This window comes from Flavobacterium sp. SM2513, assembly GCF_050908145.1.
Classification (GTDB): Bacteria; Bacteroidota; Bacteroidia; order Flavobacteriales; family Flavobacteriaceae; genus Flavobacterium.
In genome coordinates this window covers 3412535-3433986 of sequence record NZ_CP194228.1, presented here as the reverse complement: position 1 = coordinate 3433986, position 21452 = coordinate 3412535, and the positions used below count along the sequence as shown (strand labels likewise).

The following is a 21452-nucleotide window of genomic DNA, read 5'->3' as shown; positions in this document are numbered from 1 at the left end:
TGTTTTTGCATTTTAACAACAAATGAAATTGTCCACAAAAGGGCCCAAAGTTTAGACGTTTTAGCACGTGCTTCCTGACAAAAGCAGTACTAAAAATAAAAACCAACACGATAGAAAAGTGTTGGTTTCAATAAATAAATTGCTTTTTTTAGTACATATTATTGGTTTTGTTCTGCCAGTAAATCCGTAAGTACTTTTTTGAACGTGTCCACTGGTTGAGCTCCTGTTACAGCACTCTTGCGGTTGAAAACAATGGTAGGTACAGAAGTAACGCCCATACTTTGCCAATAACTTTCCGTGTTTTTTACCGTTTCTCGAGCTGCTGCATGGTCCAATTGAGCCAAACCTTCTGTGGCATTTAATCCTACATCCAATAAAGCTTGTTGTAAGACGCCTCTTTTAGAAACATCTTGGTTGTCACTAAAAAAAGCCTTTGTCAAATGCATTTTCAGTTCAGTTTGCTTATCAAATGCTTTGGCATATTCCAGTAAAACATGTGCTTCAAAAGTATTGACCATTCGCATACCCTCAAAATAATCGAAGGTAAAGTCCAACTCTTTTCCCGCATCAATCATGTGTTGTTGCGACTGTTTTTGCTGTTCCAAACTAGAGCCATATTTTTCAGCGATGTGTTCTACTAAATCCTGACCTTCTTCAGGCATGTTGGCATTTAATTCAAACGGTTGCCACTCTATTTCTACCTGGTCTTGAATACCCAGTTCCGAAATGGCTTTTTCCAATCGTTTGTAACCAATGGTACACCAAGGGCATACAACGTCGGAAACGATGTCTATTTTTAATTTCTCTTTCATAGTTTAAAAGACAATAAGGTTACTAATTTGAATTTGTGCTTGCACACTACTGTAGTTTTTTAAATCTGCAGCAAAGGTTGCCGCATTGGGGCCAAAAGAATTTTGAAAAGATGCCCTATCATCAAATTTCAAGTGCGCTATTGCACTATAAGGAGCTGCCTCTTCTGGAAGTGCCAAATCCAATTCCATGCCTTTCAAAGCAGTACCAAGAGCTTGGGCTACCATAGGAAGATGGACCGTTTGGTAATAATGAGCGTCAAATACAACCTCTGGACCATTGGGATACATTACGGAAACTTTTATCATTAGTATGAATTTTAAAGGAGATACCCATCTAGCGAACAAGATACGAAAGATGGGTTAACCCTACAATTTTATTGAATAGTTCTTATTAATTATGCTTTTTTAGACCAAGCAAATTTTTGAAATGGAGCATCTACAGGCGTATTTGCAATGTGATTGGTGTAATTACTGATTACTTTTTGAGACAATCCCAAAATTACTTCCAAAACTTGTCGCTCTTCATATCCCGCTGCATAAAAAGCTTGTAATTCTTCTGCTGTAATTTGTCCACGTGAACGCACCATGGCTAATGTAAATGTATGTAAAGCCTGTAATTTTTCAGTAGGCAATGCGGATCCATTTCGCAAAGCTTCTGTAATTGCTGAATCCACTTTCATCATATTGGCGATGGCGGTATGAGCCGGTACACAATAATGACATTCGTGTTCAACGTTAATGGTTTGCCATACTACCGTTAATTCTTCTGCGTTGAAAGAAGACTCGGTAAACAGTTTATGCAAAGTTTGATAGCCTTCTAATAATCCTGGTGCTCCAGCCAAAACGCCGTGCAATCCTGGAATCATTCCATTTGCTTTTTGAGATTGCTCTAATAATGTTTTACTTGCTTCTGGAGCCGATTCGATGTTGTGAATTTTTAATGTAGTCATTTTATTTATTTTTAAAAATTAGTATTATTTTAACTAAACAATCGTTTAGTTAAAGGGTAAAAAAAAACCTACAGGTTTTTAAAGGTGAGTTCAATATAGTCCTCTATTTCCGTTCTGCTGTTGACACGCGAAGCTGCAGCTAAACCGTGCTTGGCCAAAAGTAAATAATTCGCTTGTTTAAGAAGAGTTGCATCGTCCTTAGAAGTGTCCATGCTTAATTTTTCTATAATCAATGCTTTCAGATGCAGCATAAAAGTAGCCATTTGCTCTTTTACAACTTCGTCCTCGCTTTCGCTAAATTCATTATAGGTATTGGTTAAAAAACAACCTTTTTGACCCGCTGTGTCAGCATTTTCGGCAACTGAATCGTAAAAAAATTGCTTGATTGCGGCAACGCCTTCGGGAGCATTTTTCAGTTTTTCTAATAAAGCATTGACTTGACTTTTGTAACATTTCAAACTTTCAAGAAAAACACCGTGTTTGCTTCCAAAACTAGCATAAATAGAAAACTTGTTGATGCCCATTTCTTGCTCCAGCATCTGCATCGAAGTAGATTGGTATCCGTTACGCCAAAACAGATCCATCGCTCTTTGGATTACTTCGTCTTCTCTATATGCTTTCGTTCTTGCCATTGTTTTTAAATACAGTGCAAATCTAAACAATCGGTTAGTTATAACAATGTCTTTTAACTTTTTCTTAATCGTCTATAGCAAAAGTAGGAGCTATAAAGTATAATAAAGAAGCGAATGTTACTGCTTATCCAGTTGATCTATAATGGAATCCTTTTTTTCGGCGTCCATTTTCACTTGTGTTGTAGCGTTTGCTGATCCAAACCATTTCCCCAGCAGCGAATCTATTATTTTAGATTGCTTCGCATAGGCATTACAAGTTTTACACATCGCTTTGTGTGCTTTCAACTGTGCTTTTTCTGTTAAAGTCAAAGGGGTTAGCATTTGTTTGTCAATCAACTCTGTAGTTTTCTGACAGGTTCTCAACAAGCTGCTCATCACGTTTTGCATTTAGTTGGCTGTATTAAATTTGATTAGTCCCATTTTAAATCCAAACATTTTTTCATTAATAGCTTTGATCGATGAACGATCTGCCAATAATTAGACGACGTGATGTTTAATTCCTGACAAATTTCGTCGCTATTCTTTGTACTTAAATATTTTGAAGTCACTGCCAGCTTCCATTTTGGGGGTAAATCTTCCAAACACTCTTCTAAAACAGCATTGAATTCAGGGTTGTCTAACAAAGCACTTTCTTGGTCGTAATTGGCTTTAATATCAGTGCTTTTCCAACAACCAAAACTACTAAAAAGACCTTCGGAGAGTTCGATACCACTTGTTTCCGTCAAACTAAAACTCTTTTTTGTTGTTCGGGCACTGATGCGGTAGTAATCGATTATTTTATTGTTAAGAATCGAAAAAAGCCAGGTTTTGGGCTGACTTTTACCTTCAAATTGTTCAATTTTCTGAAAAGCAGCAAGAAAAGTATCTTGTACCAAATCCTCGGCCACTTCTTTACTGGAAGTTTTGAAGTAAGCCCACGAATATAGTTCATCACTAAATTGATGTACCCACTGGGCTACTGCAGTTTTCGAATTCTCTTTAAGAACGGCCATACGTATTGCCTTTTTTGTTTTTGAACTCCAAAGGTACATTATTTGCCATTTTCAAAATCTTATTTTTTTCATAAAACATAAAAACGAACACGGCCAAATACTCAAAAGCAATGAGTCCGTACTGTTCGGCAAACCCCGTTCGAGCATAGGCACTGTAGCTTAAAATTATCGTAAAACTCCATAAAATAGGGTAGTGGTATCGGGTGAAAACGCCTATCAACAGTAGGTTAATCACATACCAGGGATGCACGGTGGTAGAACTGAAAAGGTAAACGCTCAACACCACTAAAAAGCTTTGAAACAAGTCTAAGGTTGAAGCGTTTTTAGCCAAAAAACTACGGTATAAAATAAAGCCTACAATTAAAACAGGCGTTATTTTACCTATGGTATGTATGGTATTGTAACCGGTAAAGTAAAAACCAACTTTGCGAAGCAGGTAATAAAAGCTCGCATTAAACTCAAAATTGGTAAACCACAAACCAATAGTAGCTGTGTAGTTTTGAATAAAATCCATGGATAAAAAGGGTAGAAAAAGAATCACATTTACTCCAATTACAATCAGGTAAAAGACAACCGCTTTCGTCCATCCTAGTTTTTTTAGAAACAATGGTAAAAGCAATAAAGGCAGTAATTTTACCGAAATAGACAACGCCAATACAGCTGCAGCCGTTTTCCATTTGTTTTGTTCCAACAAGTACAACGACCAAACAAAGAAAAACAACATCGCTCCTTCAAAATGCAAGTTGCCCGTGAGTTCTATAATCACCAGAGGATTCAAAATAAACCAATAAATACGGGTTTTGTCCAATCCCAATCGTTCCAATAATTTACTGCCGTAGTAAAAGATACCTGCATCAGCAAGTAGTAGTAAAAGTCGCATTGCAATTGCTGTTCCCAAAACCGATTCATTTCCCAAAAAAGCTGAAAGTGCGAATAAAAACTGATTGACAGGCGGATAATTGGAAAAATGACCGGCACTTAAATCGCCCATGCCGTCGTATAATTCTTGGGCATTGGGTAAAGAAAACGAGCTTTCTAAGATTAGATTTTTGGGCAACTCCAAATAAGGATTAAGGCCTTGAAGCAACAAGTTTCCATCCCAAATAAATCGAAAATAATCTTGTGATAAAGAGGGTAAAGCGACTAAAAACACCAATCTAAAAAGCAGAGCTGTTCCTATAATATAAGACATGTTGTCTTTTTGAAGCTGTACAATTTTGTAAAATGCCAAAAATAAAATACTGTATGAAATCAGTAGGTGTAAAAAATCGGCTCTGTCGATAAAATACGCGATATAAACATAGAAAAGCAGACTTAGCAGTACAAAGCCATTCGATTTCCAGTATTTTAGAATAAAGCCGCTCATTTATTTCTTTGAATAGATTGTATAAATACAAAACCAAAACCGATAAAAAGCATCAAATGCAACGCTAGCAAACTAAAATCATTGAGTAGAAATGCACTGTAAATGGCAAAAATAAAATAGAGGGCTAATAGTCCTTCTACAATAACATTTTTTGAAAGTACAGGAGATAGATATACGTTCTGTTTCCATTGTTCTTTTCGTTCTTCAATGTTCAGTTTTGGCGTGCGAATGAAAGCACTTTTTTTGCCACGCAAACCTTCCAATACCGCAATACTGTTGTGAAATGAAAACCCCATGGCAATGGTGTAAAACGTAAAAAACAACTTGCAATAACGGATGAAGTTGTTAAAACCTCCGCCGTGGATACTCTTGTAAGTAGCCCAATAGCTGATGAAAAACAGCAGGGAAGTGATGACGAAAAACAGCAACATATCCATTATTTTGGCAAATGCAGCAAACTCATTTTTAATATACAACACAGGCACACTCAAAACCGCCATCATAAAAATAGCGAGAAACATACTGCTGTTCAAAAGGTGTAAGATACCGTGGACTTTTGTTTTAAAACCAATGGTCTTAGATAGCAACAACCTGCGGGTGTTTTTACTGAAATTTTCAGCACCTCCTTTGTTCCATCGAAATTGTTGCGATCGGGCGGCACTAATGATGGCGGGTAATTCGGCGGGTGTTACTACATTTTCCAGGTATTTGAATTCCCATTGCTTCAATTGAGCACGGTAACTTAAATCCAAATCTTCCGTCAACGTGTCACTTTCCCAATTTCCAGCATCCAGAATACATGCTTTTCTCCAAATGCCAGCGGTTCCATTAAAGTTGATGAAATGCTTTTGGGAATTCCTGCCGACTTGTTCCAACGTAAAGTGGGCGTCCAAAGCAAAGGCTTGAATCTTTGTCAGAAGCGAATAGTCTCGGTTCAAATGTCCCCAACGGGTTTGCACGACGCCAATTTTTGGATTCTTAAAATAAGGAATGGTTTGGTACAGCCAATTTTTTTGAGGCACAAAATCAGCATCGAAAATGGCGATGAATTCCCCTTTCGCATGTACTAGTCCTTCCTTTAAAGCACCTGCTTTAAAACCCGTTCGGTCAATTCTTGTAATGTGTTGGATGTCTAAACCCGATTGTGCAAGGTTTTCTATTAGTCTTTTGGTTTCAATAACACTGTCGTCCGTACTGTCGTCCAAAACCTGAACTTCCAGTCGGTTTCTGGGATAATCCATTTGGGCAATCGTACTCAACAGTCGTTCTACTACATATTTTTCATTAAAAATAGGCAGTTGAATCGTGACAAAAGGAATTTCATCCGGGTTGGATAAATTAAACTGCACGGTATTGTCTGCCTTCTTTTTACTTTTTAAATAATTGAGCAACAAGTTGAAATTCGCTACACTATACAAAAACAAAAGAAAGATACAGAGGCTATATAGTACTACGATAATGTAGGAGAGTGCTAACATTTTTTTATTTGAAAGTATATTTAAAAATCCATCCTATAATCTTGATGCCTGCCATGACACTGCCTTTTACCGTCCCAGAAACTTTAGAAACACCAATTCTGTTTTTATAACGAACAGGGATTTCAAGATAACTCATTTTCTGTTTCAGTACTTTGAGCTGCATTTCAACGGTCCAACCATAGGTTTTATCTTCCATTTGCAACAGCAGTAATTGGTCGTATTTGATGGCACGAAAAGGTCCTAAATCGGTAAATTTAGCCTTAAAAAAGAACTTCATTAAGGTCGTTGCCAACCAGTTTCCGAATATTTGTTGGGGTGTCATCGCGTGTTTTTCTCTCATCGAAGCCACTCGAGCACCCACTACAAAATCAATATCGTCGATAAGAATTGGAGCTACAAGCTGCGTCAAATCTTCGGGATAGTCCGAATAATCGCCATCGAGAAACACTACAATATCGGGCTTTACGTCCAGCGTTGTTATATAGTCCATTCCTTTCAAACACGCATAACCGTAGCCTTTTCGGGTTTCGGAAAGTACAGTCGCTCCGTATTTAGCCGCAACTAAAGCCGTTGTATCAGTAGAATTATTGTCTATCACAATTATTTCACGTACCGACGAAGGAATTTCCTGAATGACTTTTCCAATCGATTGCTCTTCGTTAAAGGCAGGTATGATTACAATACTGCTTTTCATTATTTTTTGTTTAGGAGGTCCAATAAATCAACATCATTACCCAATAAAATTTCATTAGAATTAATCCGACCTGCTGGTGTATCGTTTTCTAATTTCAAAACACCTCTTGGGCAAACAGCCGAACAAATACCACAACCTACACACGAAGAACGAACGATGTTTTCTCCTTTTTCGGCATAACTTCTAACGTCAATTCCCATCTCACAATAGGTAGAACAATTTCCACAAGAAATGCATTGACCGCCATTGGTTGTAATTCTAAATTTAGAAAACAAACGTTGTTGCAATCCCAAAATCGCTGCCATCGGACAACCAAAACGACACCAAACACGGTTGCCTAAAATAGGGTAGAAGCCCACACCTACAACACCACTAAATGCAGCACCAATGGCAAATCCGTACCATTGTTTCAAAGAACTACTGTCGATAAATAGAATGTTTTGATTCCCCGAAAAATAGTTAATCAATAATGATATAATGATAATAGCCACAAGCGACAACATCGTGTAAACCGCATCAGCGTCCAAATCTTTTCGTTTGAAAATATACAAAGCACCTGTGAATACGCTTAAAAAAGCTACAATTCCCCAAATAAAATGGTCTTTTGTTATAAAGCTCATTTCGGGATTATTGGATAAAAAGGTATATACCACGGCAATGGTCATTACAAATGAAAATACAAGCACCAAGTGAATCATCCAGCGTTCAATTTTCCAAGCGGCAACCGACTTATTGGACAAATGCCTGTAACTGTCACCAGCCGTTTCGGCAAGTCCACCGCAACCACACACCCATGAACAATACCAACGTTTACCGTAAAAGTAAGTCAAAATAGGCGAGATAATAAAAATCATTGCAATACCAAAAACCAACATAAACATGCCCAAATTACCTCCATTCAGCATATTGGTTAAGTGCCAATCTTCAAAAAAGTAGTAATTTAAAGGCCACATATTTTTCAAGTCTTTTGCAAAATACGCCTTCTCTGGATTTAATTTCGCTAAGATTTCTGGAATTAAAAAGGCAAAACCCAACTGAAAAAACATAACGGAAAGCGTACGAAACAATTGGTATTTATTATTGCGGTATTTGAGTATAAATTTATATCCCAAACCTACAATTGCAATGGTATATAAGGTTCCGTAAACAAACCACTGACTCGCAGCTTTGCCATTTAAAAAGTAACTCAACGGATCAAAGAACGCTACAATCCCAGTGTTTGCACTGCCCTCTGCGTGAAGTCCTAAATATTCAGGAAACCAGTACAAAACCACGTAAAAGGAGGTTAAGATGATACCCAGCATCCAAGCCCAACTGCCTCTGTTGGTGAAATCTTTGTGCCAAACCCCATTGTTTTTAATACCTGCAGGTTGATTGAGGTAGGTGTTATTGGCATAAATGATAATTCCAATAAATATAGCGGCTATGGAGCCTATTAACCAAAGGGCTTTGTACGGAAAGTGGACATTAAATAACGCCAATGCCATTATGAAAAGACCCAACAATCCCAAAGTGATTCCTACTTTTTGTACCGCATTCAGCTCAATGTTTTCGTGAGCAACAATGGACTTATTTTTAACTGATTTACTCATGTGATGTTGTTTTTACACCCGGATATTGGGTGCTAAATTGTTTTTGGATTTCGGTAGCATAAGAAGTAAAAAATTCAGGGTCAAAATTAGCTTGCTTCAAATGGGCAATCACATAATCCACAGATTTGGCTTGACTTAATACATCATCAAAAAAAGGATGCCGCATACGTATGCCAAAACAATTGATGCCTAAAAAGCTGCGATTGTCTTTGTGAAATGCAATTCGAATGGCTTTCTTGCCCGATGAATGTTCCCAATAAAAATGCTCTTCATATTCCTTGGGTTTCGCCCAGACCCAGCCGTACGTTTGGTATTCGATGTCTAAAAATTTTGCAGAATTAAACCAATGCCCCGGTTTGTAAGCCGTAGGTGTTCCCGTTAAGGTTTGTGCCAAAACTTCGCCCATCATCCGACCCGTGTACCATACGGCTTCTATCGGTCGTCGTAAATCAATGCCTTCATGCTGTTCGGCACAATCGCCAATGGCATAAATATCGGCTATATTGGTTTCTAAAAAGCGGTTGACTTTCACACCTCTGCCTAAGGTTATTCCTGAATCATTTAAGAATTCAATATTTGGAGAAACACCAGCGGTCAAACCAACAATCTCACAGGAAATCGTTTCGCCTTTATCAGTTACAACCGATTGAACGTGTCCGTTTTCATCCGCAATTATTTCTGCTAAACTGGTATCCAACCTCAAATCGATGTGGTGTTCCAGTATGTGCCTGTTGATCATCTGGCTTTCGCCTTCGGGCAAAACACCACCCCAAAACGTTCGCTCTCGTACTAAGAACGTTACACGAATTCCTCGAGAAATCAGCATTTCGGCCAACTCGATGCCAATCAAACCGCCGCCTACAATTACCGCCCGTTTCGTTTGAGGAGCCCATTCTTCCAACGCTTCTAAATCCTGCTTGTGGTACAATCCTGTAACGCCTTTTGCATCAGACCCCGGCCATCCGAAATTATTGGGTTTCGATCCAGTTGCTAAAACCAGTTTGTTGTACTTTATTCGTTCACCAGTAGATAAAACAATTTCTTTGGTCTCAGGTGCTACTTTAGTAACTAAAGCTTGAACGAGGTCAATGTTGTTTTTCTTCCAAAAATCGTTCTCGTAAGGTTGGGTATGTTCAAACTTCATATGACCCATAAAAACATACATCAAGGCAGTTCGGGAAAAGAAATAGGGACTTTCCGAGGAGATAATTGTGATTTTTACTTCTGATTTTTTTCGAATATGACGGGCAAGTGTAACTCCTGCAATTCCGTTACCAATAATGACGATAGGATCCATGTAATTGAGTTTTTGTTGGGTTAACGATGACAAGTAGGAGCGGTGCACTATAAAAGTAGCTTTTAAATGGCAACCGTACTGTTTTATTTAGTTTTAAAATCCGCTCCTGGCGTAAAAGTGTCTGCATTAACAGTAACGAATTGAATAGTACTCAACGAACCCTTTCCGATTTGTTCTGTTAAACCTGTTCCTTCTTTCCATCCCCAAAATGCCCATTGGGTAGCAATAGGAATTCCTTCCACCTCCTTGTAATTCAAATACTGAATGGCATGCGGATTTTCATTTGCTTTTTCAATATCACCTCGAACGGTTACAATATAAGCTGCTTTTTCTAATAGATGCGTTTTTGCATCGGCATAGACCACATACCAATCATCCGGTGCGTCACCTGTTCCCGAACTGAATGTTAGCTTTTCTGTCAAATAATTGGCTTGGTCTTTTTCTGTACTGGTATACGGATTCCAAATCGTTCCGGGATCGCTTAATTTATAAGGAAATAAAAAGAAATAGCTCCACGTATAAGCATCAAAACGAACCGCTTCTTCATTGGCTAACGTTGGCGAATAATACACCTTGCTTCCATCCGCAATTATTTTGGTACCGTCTTTAAATTCAATAACACTTTTTGTAGAGTTGGTTAGCAAAGTTAATTTGGCATCCATTCGTTCTTTGCCTCCAAATACCAAGTTAAAATCAAATTGTATTGCCTCTTTAGCGGCAAATGCTTCCAAATGGTGTGCTTTTTCAACTTTCTCTGTAAAGCCCAATTCTTTTTCTTCTGTTTTACATCCTACGAGAGTAAGAATAAGTACGCTAAAGGCTAATGCAATTTTTTTCATGTTAAATGTGTTTAAATTAATATAATTGAGGTAAATAATAAACTTAATTGTTTCCTCTCATTAAGGAAATTACTGGATTTTTTTACGGTAGTAAGCCAACATACTTTCTGTAGAATGACCTAACCGACGTTTGAGGTGAATAATGCTAAAATGGTACTGCAAACGCCACACGCCATTTTGTAAATATTTTCGAGCAGAAGTAACGACCGTCGCCGGAAGTACTACGAACTGCTTTTGAACATAGAGTCTAGAAATAATCTCGTTGTCTTCATAAATGCGAAAACGTTCGTCAAAACCTTTAATTTCTTTAAATAAGGCTTTGGAGACAAATAACGACTGATCTCCTCCTCGGCAAGAAATATGATTGAAGCGGGTAAACCATTGCGAAACCAACAATACCGGATGCCAATAGTCAAATTTCATTCGAAAACAGCCTGCCAAATGACCCTTATGAACCGCTTCAACAAGCAATTGGTCAAAATGCAACGGAGGCAACGTATCACAGTGCAAAAAATAAAGAATACGACCTTGTGCTGTTTGAGCACCTGTATTCATCTGTTTTGCTCTGCCTTTTTCTGAACCGACCACATGAATCATAGGAAAAGCACTAAGAACATTCAAGGTTCCATCCGTACTTCCGCCATCCACCACAATTATTTCTACTTCTTCAGGTGAGTGGGCGACTTTACGTAAATGCGAAAGCAGTTTGGAAACGTGAAGTGCCTCATTAAAAACAGGCACGATTACCGAAACTTTAATCATTTAAACTCCAGTTGTAGTCTTTGTAACTTACTTTTGCTTTAGGGCTGATTTTAACCGTGCTGTATTTATTTAAATAATCGATGATTGAACCTTTTTCTTTGAAATCACCTCCAAACCAGTCAAATATTTTAGATATTTCAACCTTCGAACTGCTGATGGTGTTTTTGGTAGCATCGTTAATAAAACTTTTTGCCGCTGCATCCAATTGCTTTTCTAATTTTGCTCCGGTATAGGCTTCGTTTAATAAATTGGGACAAGAAAAGGAAGCACAATTAATGGCAAAATGAATCCGAGGTTCGTTCATTTTACGGAGAATTTCATGCTCAATTTCTTCTAAACTGTATTTTTTAGTACCCAAAGTAAAAAACTTTTTTCCCCAAGGATCTTTGATGTCTTTGATGCTTTTGGTCGGATAATGATTTAAAATCAATCGCACCGTATACGCATTATAAGCATTAATCCAGTAGGCAAGCACTTCGTTCTTAGACCATGAAGTAGTGGGTACGTTGGCAGCCAATTCATCAAGGTATACTTGCAATTGCTTGCTGTCTTTTTGAAAACCTATATAATTTACAGCACCTGAACAGCTTACATGCTTTTGCAACAAGGTATTCCACTTGTCGTGTTGCATGGGAGCTGTTGCCACATCTGCCTGTACCGCATAAGCTTCCACAGGTATTTCAGCAGACTTGGTGTTATTTCCACAAGAAAGCAAAGGCAATAAAAACAGGCTTAAAATATATTTTTTCATAATAATCGATCTTAGATATAAGTAGAGACGCTAACCACTCCACTTCCTGACAAAAAAAGAATTTATTTTTTCAATGGATACAATTCTTGGTCTAAAAAATCAGTTGGAAACTGTTCATCATCATGAAACCCCAACTCTATATCCCGACCGTCGAATGGAATATAATTGGTTTTAAAAAGATAATCCCACAAGCTCAAGGATATACCAAAATTAACCCCATACTTGTTAGGCATCTTTTTACTGTGGTGCCAAATGTGCATTTTGGGATTGTTCAAAATGTATTTTAAATAACCGTAATCCCACCCGATGTTAGCATGGTTCAAATGGCCAATCGCAATGGTGATAAAGTGTACGATAAAAACATCTGCCAAATCAACGCCTCCAATCAAAATAACGGGAAGGTACAGCAATGATTTGTACACAATAGGCTCCATCCAATTGTACCTGAAATGAGCTGCAAAAGCCATTTCTTTGACACTGTGGTGCGTTTTGTGAATTTTCCATAAAAATGGAATGGTATGCAGCAACCGGTGTACATTCCATTGCAGGAAATCACTGATGAGAAAAAATAAGAGTAAAGCGACAGGTTTAGGCAATTCGGAAATGGAAAACAACTGTATCGAAGCCAGTTCAAAACCAAAAACACCTACAAAGTCATTTAAAAGTTGTTCGGTCACGGAGGACAATGCAATCAGCAAAATCAAATTTAACAGAAAAAAATTGAAGAACAGGTAGAACAAATCCAACCAAAAATCTTTACGAAAAACAGCTTGTTGCTTTCGCCAAGGAAACAACATTTCAAGCAACCACACCACCAAAGAAATAGCAATCAGACCGTAAAAATAGTTGTCCCATTTCCAGTACAAGATTTCATTTTTTAGATAATTAAAATAGCCGCTATAGGAATTGAGCAGCAGATCAATATAAGTTTCCAAATTCAAATTGTTTTAAAATTTTGTGTAAATCCCAATGTTAAAAGTAGGAGCTAGCGGAGCATTGTCAATACCTGTTGCACCAAAAGCAGCAAGGTTAACACCGTACGCCTCTTTTTTAAATTCATAGTTGGCCTTTATACCCAATGCATTAAAGGTCTGCCTGTCCAAATAAGAAGGCCATTGTGCAGCATCCGTATAATAAGCATCCTCTTTAGAAACAACATTTCGGGTATCCAAAACAAAAATAAGATGTCCTTGCTCAATCACTTCATAACCCACTTCGAAAGTCAGTTTCAAATAATCGGAATAATCATTAGTCATCAACCCGTAACCCACGTTCCCATAATAATACCACTTGTCATGACTCGAACCCACAGCAAGGTAGGGTAAAAACGTGGTGGCATTAAATCCGGTTGACAATCCACTTGCAGCATCTTTTTTGATGGTGTTAGCAGTATAAATAATTCCTGAACTCACTTTCCAGCGTTGATCAGAAAGTTTGTATTTCAATCCCAAAGACACATTTCCAAAACCAGTCAGACTACTTGAAGGAACTAAAGCATTTTCGACGGAAACCATTTTAAAAGGAACAATGACCAATGCTTCCAACTGATTAGTAATTCCATATTCGCCATAAATTTGAGTGGTTATATCGGTAAAGTCACCTGCATTCTCCACTTTTTTTCCATCAAATTCATACGAATCATAAAACAATCCCGTAGCACCTACCTGCAAAAACGTTTTCCCCTTCGCCCTTGTCCATGGACTTTGAGCATAGCTGAACGAAATACTTAATAATAACACCAATGTAATTAATTTCCTCATAATTTATTTATATTTTCACAACCCACAACCCACAACCTATCAAATATAACCACTCTTTTCTAAATCTTCAAATGTGTCAATGTCATTCAAAGCAGGCATTACAAATGTTTTTTCAGTTTCTAAATCTTTTAAAGTAGCTACATAAACGGTACTGGTTCCCCAATCCTTATTATGGAACAAAGCAGGTTTACTTTCTTTTAGCCCTAAAAGATAATAGCCCCCGTCTATTGCGGGTCCAATTACCGAGTCATAGGCATCCAGGTTTTCAAAAGCATTTTCAATAAGAGCCGTTTTTAGTTCAAATAAATCACTGCCTACGATAATGCAATTGCTATAACCCATCTCAAAAAGAACTTCAAAAGCATGCTGCATCCGTTGCCCTAAATCACCCTCCGACTGCAGTTGCTTGTGGTAAATAGTATCCAACCAAATATCTTCTTTTGGAATATAGGTGTCGTAAAAAACAAACTTATCACAGTCAATCGATTGGGTCTCATTTCGGGTATGCAAAAGCAAATCTTGATACACCTTCAAAGCTTTTTCTGGGCCAATTGTAGCGGCTAAACGGGTTTTTACTTTGCCCAATTCAGGGTTTCTAGTAAAAATAAGTAAGGCGTTAGTCTTCATAAACCTTTGTTCCTTTTTGTAAATACTGGCTCCATTCGCTATTATAGGTATGCACACTATCGGTGGCAATGCCTTGCATGTTTACCACTTTACGACCCTTATTTTTCCATTCGAAAATACCGCCGTATAAATTATACACTTTCTTATAACCCAATTTCAATAATTTTTCACCAATAATTTCACTTCGAACGCCCACCGAACAGTACACTACAATCACGCTGTTTTTATCAGGCAAAAGAGCAGAAAGGTTAGTGCGGTCAAAAGTATCAAAGTCAACAAAAACAGACTTTTCAAGGTGACTTACCTCATATTCCTTGATTGCTCTTGCATCCAAAAAGGTATAATTCACTTTAGGGTCAATGGCATCCACCTTAATATAAGGAACGGTTTCTTTATTCAATTTTTTCAAAACAGTTGCAATACTTTTCTGAGAAAAAGCGGGTGCTGCAATCAAAAAGAAGGCTAAAATAAATAAGTGTTTCATAAACATATAAGTATTGGACAAATAGTAAATCTCAAGTATTGGACGAACAAAAGGTCATTTCCTGACAAATTAAAAGTAATGTAAGAATCATTTTGATTACTAAATGTACCAAATAATTCCTATCGTGTAAGTTAAGTATTATTATTTAATAAAAAAACAAGTAGCAATTCAAAGTAGAAGAGCATTTTCAATTGCGCTATCTGCGTTAGATGATCAGTTGTGGGTTATATATAGAGGTTTTTTTTGAATGGGTTTCCTGCGATTGAATTAATAGAGGAGTCAGAATTGATTTTCGAATAGAATTTAAACAATAGCAGGGTCTCAGTGTTTATTAAAATGGAACGAAACAAAAAATGTATCGTCCCCGTTAGTTCGAATGTTTTTTCTGCAGAAAGACGGAACAAAAAATGTATCAAGAACCCACTGTCAAAATACGTGTTTTTTATGCGAAACACTAAAATTAAAACAGTATCCATAACCGTTTTTAACGAAATTATTTTTATTCTCGATACGATTCTCTATCTGAAATCAGTGAAACGAATTAAAAATTAAAATCAAAAACCAATTTCACCCAAAGCCTTAACCTATAAAAAAAATTAAATGTGAATCGCACCTAGTGGCTGTAATGATCAGGGAGGTAATTATAGTTTAAACACCCCTTCATACCTAACTAAATTTTTATTTTCCTTAAATAAATTCTCATTAAACAAAATGTTATGAATTTTTATTCTATGCTTAAAAAATATATTTAATTAGTGAAATAGCTTATAGTCAGTATTTTTTATCGAAAACATTCATTTTTTCACCACATATAGTTTATTTGTTTAAAAAATAGTACAGAATATATAATTGAATAATTTTATCTATTTTTAGGAATTATTAACCAAAATTTCATTAAATGAAAAAAATTACTTTAAGCTTACTGCTCTTTCTGTTGGGTATTGGATTAGGCTATGCTCAAGTTTACGTCGGCGAAGGTACTAATCAGGAACAACACGCACCTATTGAGCCTTTTTATGGCTATTCCTATTCTCAGTCTATTTATCTTGCATCAGAGATTAATGCAAACGGCAGTATTACTTCACTGCAATGGTATTTTTCTGGTACCTCGACTTTGACTAATAATGCCAATGTTGTGGTTTATTTTGGACTAACCGATAAAACGGCCTTTATTGATGATGTTGACTTTGTTGCTGTCGCGGACATGACTCAGGTGTATGCTGGAACATTATCTGCTACGGGTGCACCTGGATGGGTTACAATTACATTGCCTATTGGATTTGCTTATGATGGTGTTTCTAATTTGGTTATCGCTGTTGATGAAAATACAGATGATTATGACGATTATGAAGATGACTTTTATAACACCAATGTAACGGATGAACGTACTATTTTTGCTTTTTCTGATGATACTAATTTAGATCCCCTTAATCCTGCTAATGACGGGGATGGTGATTTTGCATATGTCGAAAGAGGTCGGTCTACGTTTGTACCTAATATTATATTGGGCGGTATTCAACAAGCTTGCCCGAATCCTACGGCAGTTGTTCATTCGAATGTAACGGTAAGTAATTCGACTGCGACATGGAATGCCGCTACGGGTCAGACCAACTGGCAAGTTATCATGCAAGAATCTTATTTAGACGCTCCTTCAGCTACGGTATCAGGAGTGGCTGTATCAACAGCAAGTTATACCAGAACGGATTTAACACCTAATACTTCTTATCGTACTTTTGTTAGAGCAGTTTGTTCTGACATATTGAATAGTGGATGGGTATCTTCTTCAAGCTTTAGTACGCTTTGTGTGTTTGCAGGGGACTTTGTTGAGGATTTTGATACCACTGCACTGGAATTGGTTCCTAATTGCTGGACGGCACTTAATTTAAGTTCAAATGAAAATGCTTACATACAGACGGTAGATTATAATAGTGCTTCAGGTGCTAATTGTATTGAAATGTATAACTCTGGCGATGCTGCTGCACCTTTGTATTTAATTACTCCAGGATTGACAAGCATAGGAGCGAATACGCACCGTGTGAAATTTAAAGCTAAAGCTCCAGGAGGGTATACGATGGTAATGGGAACGATGTCTGATCCTACCGATGCTTCTTCTTTTACAGCATTAAATACGTATACCTTAAATAATGATTATACCACTTATAATTATACCTTCAATAACAGTACAACGGATAATTTTATTGCTTTCAAGCATGGAGGTGGTGAAACATATACCTATGTGTTTATTGATGATGTGGTATGGGAACCAATTCCTACACTGGTACCTGGATGTGTTACGGACTTAAATGTAACGGCTGATGAAGGATGTGGGAATTTCCCAAGTTTGTTTGAATGGTCGGCAGTTCCTGGAGCTGATGGTTATAAAGTTTCCATTGGTACCTCTATGAATGGAGCGGACTTAGTGGTAGATAACTTAGATTTAAACAGCAACCTGATCTATTCTTTTAGCGGTGACCCAAGTACTACATACTACTATTCAGTTACCCCTTATAATGCCTTAGGTACAGCAGTAGCTTGTTTTGAAGATAATTTTACCACCTACGATGATGGTTGTTATTGTGAGTCTGTTCCAGAAAGTTATGATGGTGCAGGAATTACACTGGTTCAATTGAACGAATCTGAATTTATGCACGATCCGATTTCTTATTATGATTTTTCTGAGGACGGAATGGTGGAAATTTCACGTGGTGTCATTAATTCTTTGAATATTACATTCGCTACCGGTTTTCCTTATACGGCTAACGTATGGATTGACTACAATGATAACTATACTTTTGAAACGAGTGAGTTGGTATTTTCTGGGCTTACAGGAAACACAAATCCAGCTATTTTGAATGCTTCTTTTCTTACTTCACTAACAGCTACTTTAGGATCACACCGTATGCGAATAGGTTCTGCTGCATACGGGCAAGAAACCCCTAATCCTTGTTTTAGCGATTATGGAGGTGTAACTATGGACTTTCTAATCAATGTTTTAGAAGCACCTGCCTGCTTGCCACCATCAAGTACATCAGTGACAGCAATTACTGCTACTACTGCACAAGTAAATTGGGTTTCTGGCGCGGCCTTGTTTAATATTGAATATAGTTATGCCCCATTTGCCCTAGGATTAGGAACATTAGTTTCAGGAATAACTGGCAATTCTACAGTGTTGACACAATTAGAAGGACAATTGAATTACAGCTACTACTTGCAATCGAGTTGTGGCGTGGAGGGTACCAGTCCCTGGATTGGTCCTTTTAACTTTAGAACGGCTTGCGAAGCTTTTGGTGATTTTACTGAAAACTTTATAACACCGGAATCAATTCAAGCTCCAGAATGTTGGTACACCATTATAAATAGTACCAATGAGTATGCAGACATTAGCGTTTCTTCCTTTGATGAAACACTTAGAATGTATAATTCAGGCGATATAGATGCCGAACTGTTAATAATTACACCAAGTTTAACCGCTTTACCTTTGGGCGATCACCGTGTCAAATTTAAAGCATCCTCTTATTCAGAAGGCACTTTACTAGTAGGAACCATTTCAGATACCAACGATAGCAGTACTTTTACTTCGGTACAAACGATTGTCCTAACGGATGTTGATACCGAGTATATTGTCCCTTTTATACAAACAACGGCAGCAATGCATGTTGCTATACAATTTGTTGCAGCAGACACGTATTCTACAGCTTATGTAGATGATTTTATATGGGAACCTATTCCTACAGTAGCACCAGGATGTATTTCTGATTTGGAAGTAGCCCTTGATGCAAATTGCGGAAATTATCCATCGACATTTACTTGGACAGCAGTTCCTGGTGCCGATTTTTATACATTTGCTATAGGAACTACATCAGGTGCAGGTACAGCTGTAAACATAGGTAACGTAACTTCTTATACTTATGTAGGTGATTATGGTACTACTTATTTTTATACACTAGTTGCAGGAAACTCTTTTGGACCAGCAATAGGGTGTGTTGAAGGAAGTTTTACTACTTATGCTGATGGCTGTCATTGTCTATCTGTTCCATCATCTATTGATGGGGATGGAATTGGTGCCGTTTCTATCAATGATTTTGATTTTATAAGTACTGCCGACAGCTATACTGACTTTTCAAGTGATCAAGATGTTACCTTATCACAAGGTGCTGCCGTAAATGTGCAACTTACATTTGCCACAGGTTATACGTATGATACCCATGTTTGGATCGACTTAAATGACAATTACATCTTTGAGACTTCAGAGTTGTTTCAATCAGGAATGTCTACTAATGCTGACCCAACCGACTTAATTTTGTCCTTCACCTTACCAGCAGATGCCGCGCTTGGAACACATAGAATGCGAATCGGTAGTGCTGATAGTGGACAAGAAGAACCAAATGCTTGCTACAATGACGCGTATGGCGTAACTCTTGATTTTAAAGTAGTTGTTCAAGATCCGCTTTCTGCTGGTCAATTTGATCAAAATGTGTACCGTGTTTATCCAAACCCAGTAAAGAATCTATTGAATGTAAACGCTACACAAGACATTTCAAATGTTGCCGTTTACAATTTACTAGGACAGCAAGTTTTATTCATGAACATGAATGCAAACAAAGGTCAAGTGGACATGTCGCAATTGCCTACTGGAACGTACTTGGTAAAAGTAAAATCAGCAGATACAGTGAAGACAATCAAAGTGATTAAAGAATAAATTTCTATTTATTGAAATAAGAGAGCCACCTTCGGGTGGCTTTTTTTGTTAGTACTAAGAAATTAAATCAGGGTAGTATAGTTAGAGGGTTTTTATAAATGAAAAAATTAGTTACTGTTTCTAAAAATTGTATCTGCGTCACTTTGAGTAATTTTTTAGTCAATTAACCTCTAATTGATAAGAAGCGATTTCTTAAAATGGATATAAAAGTTTGGCTTAAAGCCAAGAATTACGGTATTTTTACTTTAAGTAGGAAAAGGTAAAAAGCCTTTTCTTTAATTAAATGCTAAAAATATGAAAAAGTCGTTAATGCTATGGGGAACATTTTTAGTTCTCACGGTACTATCTTGTAAAGATACATCGGAAACCAAAAATGCAGTTGATACAGAAAAACCAACAGAAATCCAACTTCCTGTTCGAAACGCGCCAAAAGAGGTCGCTTTTACATTGAAGGAAGGTAAAGAATGGCTAGCAGTCAATAAAGACGATGCTCAAAAAATGAATTTAGTTTTGGCAGTGAATAGAACGGATGCCAAACACATTTCCAGCTTAGATTCCATTATTGTTCCCACTGATTTTTCTGGCGATGTAGCCTACTATTTATCTTTTCCCTTGCAAGTTCCCGAATTGCAAGAAGTGGACAAAATCATCTTTTTTTCTTATCCTTCGCAAACATTTGCCACTTACGAAAAGGGTGCTTTAGTACACACAGGTCCCACAAATATGGGAAGTAAAGCACATCAAACGCCTACAGGGTTGTTTTTCAGCAACTGGAAAGCAGAAGAAACGATTAGTACCTTTGATGATGAATGGAAATTAAAGTGGAATTTTAACGTCGAAAATTTAGAAGGTATTGGATGGCACGAATACGCTTTACCGGGTTACCCTGCATCGCATTCTTGCATGCGACTTCAGGAAAAAGATGCTAAAATTTTATACGATTGGGCAGACCAATGGATTTTAGAAGATAGCGAAACCGTTAAAATAAAAGGAACGCCCACAATTATCTTTGGAACGTATAATTTTGACGCTCCTAAACCATGGTTGCAACTGGTAACCAATCCTAAGGCTCTTACGATAACTACAGATGAACTGCAAAAAGTGGTCAGTCCTTATAAAAGTAAAATTATAGAAGAGCAGCAAAAAAGAAATGCAGAAAAAGCGGTTGCAGCTAATCAATAAATCGGAACTGTTTTTATACTAGAATTTTATGCTATTACAATGGCTCTAAATTCTTTTTTGAAGCAAGTGGTAGTTTTTAATGCAGCAATACCGTAATTAGTTGTACAATAAGCCTAATTCAGTTTTCACGAATAATTTTTAAATAAAAAGGAATGAATTAATCCTGCAACATTCAATTCAAATCTCATAAATGAAACACGTTTTAGAATTGTATTTTTATACTTATTATTTATAAATAAAAAACCTATGAAAACTACAAATCAACCGGCAGATTTTTACGATAATGCACAAGACCCACAACCAAACTTCATGTTCAACACGCAATCCGACGAAGATCGAAAAGAACGTGAAGAAGAACGTGAAGACGAGGAAGCAACAATGGACGATTGGGGAGAAGTAGATCCAGCAGGAGGACCGGCTCCATCCGCTCCTGGTAGTGCGGTATAAATAAATTAAAAAAGCTACGTTTTCGTAGCTTTTTTTGATTTTATAAAATAATTACTAAAATCCGTCCTTCTACAGGATTCTAAATGTG

At 37.2% G+C, this 21452-nt stretch carries 21 protein-coding genes; 3 read left to right on the top strand and 18 right to left on the bottom strand.

Translation table 11 applies throughout. From position 1 onward, the window contains the following. Nucleotides 1–158: 158 nt before the first annotated feature. From ACQ5J2_RS14630 to ACQ5J2_RS14545, 18 genes are all read right to left on the bottom strand, one after another. Nucleotides 159–812, bottom strand: a complete 654-nt coding sequence (locus tag ACQ5J2_RS14630; protein WP_432671201.1) for a DsbA family oxidoreductase — start codon at nucleotides 810–812, stop codon at nucleotides 159–161. A 3-nt stretch (nucleotides 813–815) separates the two neighbouring features. Continuing rightward, nucleotides 816–1118 carry an EthD family reductase gene (locus ACQ5J2_RS14625; protein WP_432671200.1) on the bottom strand — a complete coding sequence of 101 codons (303 nt, stop codon included), beginning with the start codon at nucleotides 1116–1118 and terminating at the stop codon, nucleotides 816–818. 89 nt (nucleotides 1119–1207) lie between these two features. After that, a complete protein-coding gene (locus ACQ5J2_RS14620; RefSeq protein WP_432671199.1) occupies nucleotides 1208–1762 on the bottom strand; it encodes a carboxymuconolactone decarboxylase family protein in 555 nt (184 codons plus the stop codon). 68 nt (nucleotides 1763–1830) lie between these two features. Next, nucleotides 1831–2394: a TetR/AcrR family transcriptional regulator gene (locus tag ACQ5J2_RS14615; protein ID WP_432671198.1), complete on the bottom strand. Its 564-nt coding sequence runs from the start codon at nucleotides 2392–2394 to the stop codon at nucleotides 1831–1833. A gap of 117 nt (nucleotides 2395–2511) precedes the next feature. Beyond that, the gene (locus ACQ5J2_RS14610) at nucleotides 2512–2769 is read right to left on the bottom strand and encodes a hypothetical protein (RefSeq protein WP_432671197.1); all 258 of its coding nucleotides are present in this window, start codon (nucleotides 2767–2769) and stop codon (nucleotides 2512–2514) included. 35 nt (nucleotides 2770–2804) lie between these two features. Continuing rightward, complete coding sequence (locus tag ACQ5J2_RS14605) at nucleotides 2805–3386, bottom strand: sigma-70 family RNA polymerase sigma factor (RefSeq protein WP_432671196.1); 582 nt, start codon at nucleotides 3384–3386, stop codon at nucleotides 2805–2807. Next, nucleotides 3373–4752, bottom strand: a complete 1380-nt coding sequence (locus tag ACQ5J2_RS14600) for a glycosyltransferase 87 family protein (RefSeq protein ID WP_432671195.1) — start codon at nucleotides 4750–4752, stop codon at nucleotides 3373–3375. Before ACQ5J2_RS14600 ends, ACQ5J2_RS14605 begins: the two co-directional genes overlap by 14 nt. Then, nucleotides 4749–6230, bottom strand: coding sequence for a cellulose synthase family protein (locus tag ACQ5J2_RS14595; protein WP_432671194.1), 1482 nt, complete (start codon nucleotides 6228–6230; stop codon nucleotides 4749–4751). The genes ACQ5J2_RS14600 and ACQ5J2_RS14595 overlap by 4 nt, the downstream gene beginning before the upstream one ends. 4 nt (nucleotides 6231–6234) lie before the next feature. Continuing rightward, nucleotides 6235–6924, bottom strand: coding sequence for a glycosyltransferase family 2 protein (locus ACQ5J2_RS14590; protein ID WP_432671193.1), 690 nt, complete (start codon nucleotides 6922–6924; stop codon nucleotides 6235–6237). Continuing rightward, entirely contained in the window at nucleotides 6924–8516 is a 1593-nt protein-coding gene (locus tag ACQ5J2_RS14585) for a 4Fe-4S binding protein (protein WP_432671192.1), read from the bottom strand. Before ACQ5J2_RS14585 ends, ACQ5J2_RS14590 begins: the two co-directional genes overlap by 1 nt. Continuing rightward, nucleotides 8509–9813: an NAD(P)/FAD-dependent oxidoreductase gene (locus ACQ5J2_RS14580; RefSeq protein ID WP_432671191.1), complete on the bottom strand. Its 1305-nt coding sequence runs from the start codon at nucleotides 9811–9813 to the stop codon at nucleotides 8509–8511. The genes ACQ5J2_RS14585 and ACQ5J2_RS14580 overlap by 8 nt, the downstream gene beginning before the upstream one ends. A gap of 83 nt (nucleotides 9814–9896) precedes the next feature. After that, the gene (locus ACQ5J2_RS14575; protein ID WP_432671190.1) at nucleotides 9897–10652 is read right to left on the bottom strand and encodes a DUF6503 family protein; all 756 of its coding nucleotides are present in this window, start codon (nucleotides 10650–10652) and stop codon (nucleotides 9897–9899) included. Between the two features lie 69 nt (nucleotides 10653–10721). Beyond that, nucleotides 10722–11414 carry a TIGR04283 family arsenosugar biosynthesis glycosyltransferase gene (locus tag ACQ5J2_RS14570; RefSeq protein WP_432671189.1) on the bottom strand — a complete coding sequence of 231 codons (693 nt, stop codon included), beginning with the start codon at nucleotides 11412–11414 and terminating at the stop codon, nucleotides 10722–10724. Continuing rightward, a complete protein-coding gene (locus ACQ5J2_RS14565; RefSeq protein WP_432671188.1) occupies nucleotides 11407–12165 on the bottom strand; it encodes a DUF547 domain-containing protein in 759 nt (252 codons plus the stop codon). The genes ACQ5J2_RS14570 and ACQ5J2_RS14565 overlap by 8 nt, the downstream gene beginning before the upstream one ends. A 62-nt stretch (nucleotides 12166–12227) precedes the next feature. Beyond that, nucleotides 12228–13100, bottom strand: a complete 873-nt coding sequence (locus ACQ5J2_RS14560) for a sterol desaturase family protein (protein ID WP_432671187.1) — start codon at nucleotides 13098–13100, stop codon at nucleotides 12228–12230. 12 nt (nucleotides 13101–13112) lie between these two features. Then, nucleotides 13113–13925: a hypothetical protein gene (locus ACQ5J2_RS14555; protein WP_432671186.1), complete on the bottom strand. Its 813-nt coding sequence runs from the start codon at nucleotides 13923–13925 to the stop codon at nucleotides 13113–13115. A gap of 39 nt (nucleotides 13926–13964) precedes the next feature. Continuing rightward, complete coding sequence (locus tag ACQ5J2_RS14550) at nucleotides 13965–14552, bottom strand: TIGR04282 family arsenosugar biosynthesis glycosyltransferase (RefSeq protein WP_432671185.1); 588 nt, start codon at nucleotides 14550–14552, stop codon at nucleotides 13965–13967. Beyond that, nucleotides 14542–15036, bottom strand: a complete 495-nt coding sequence (locus tag ACQ5J2_RS14545) for a rhodanese-like domain-containing protein (RefSeq protein WP_432671184.1) — start codon at nucleotides 15034–15036, stop codon at nucleotides 14542–14544. The genes ACQ5J2_RS14550 and ACQ5J2_RS14545 overlap by 11 nt, the downstream gene beginning before the upstream one ends. An 898-nt stretch (nucleotides 15037–15934) precedes the next feature. Here ACQ5J2_RS14545 and ACQ5J2_RS14540 point away from each other — a divergent pair. From ACQ5J2_RS14540 to ACQ5J2_RS14530, 3 genes are all read left to right on the top strand, one after another. Continuing rightward, entirely contained in the window at nucleotides 15935–19735 is a 3801-nt protein-coding gene (locus ACQ5J2_RS14540; RefSeq protein WP_432671183.1) for a GEVED domain-containing protein, read from the top strand. A 294-nt stretch (nucleotides 19736–20029) separates the two neighbouring features. Beyond that, nucleotides 20030–20917: a L,D-transpeptidase gene (locus tag ACQ5J2_RS14535; RefSeq protein ID WP_432671182.1), complete on the top strand. Its 888-nt coding sequence runs from the start codon at nucleotides 20030–20032 to the stop codon at nucleotides 20915–20917. Nucleotides 20918–21163: 246 nt separating this feature from the next. Beyond that, nucleotides 21164–21364 carry a hypothetical protein gene (locus ACQ5J2_RS14530; protein WP_432671181.1) on the top strand — a complete coding sequence of 67 codons (201 nt, stop codon included), beginning with the start codon at nucleotides 21164–21166 and terminating at the stop codon, nucleotides 21362–21364. Nucleotides 21365–21452: the final 88 nt, after the last annotated feature.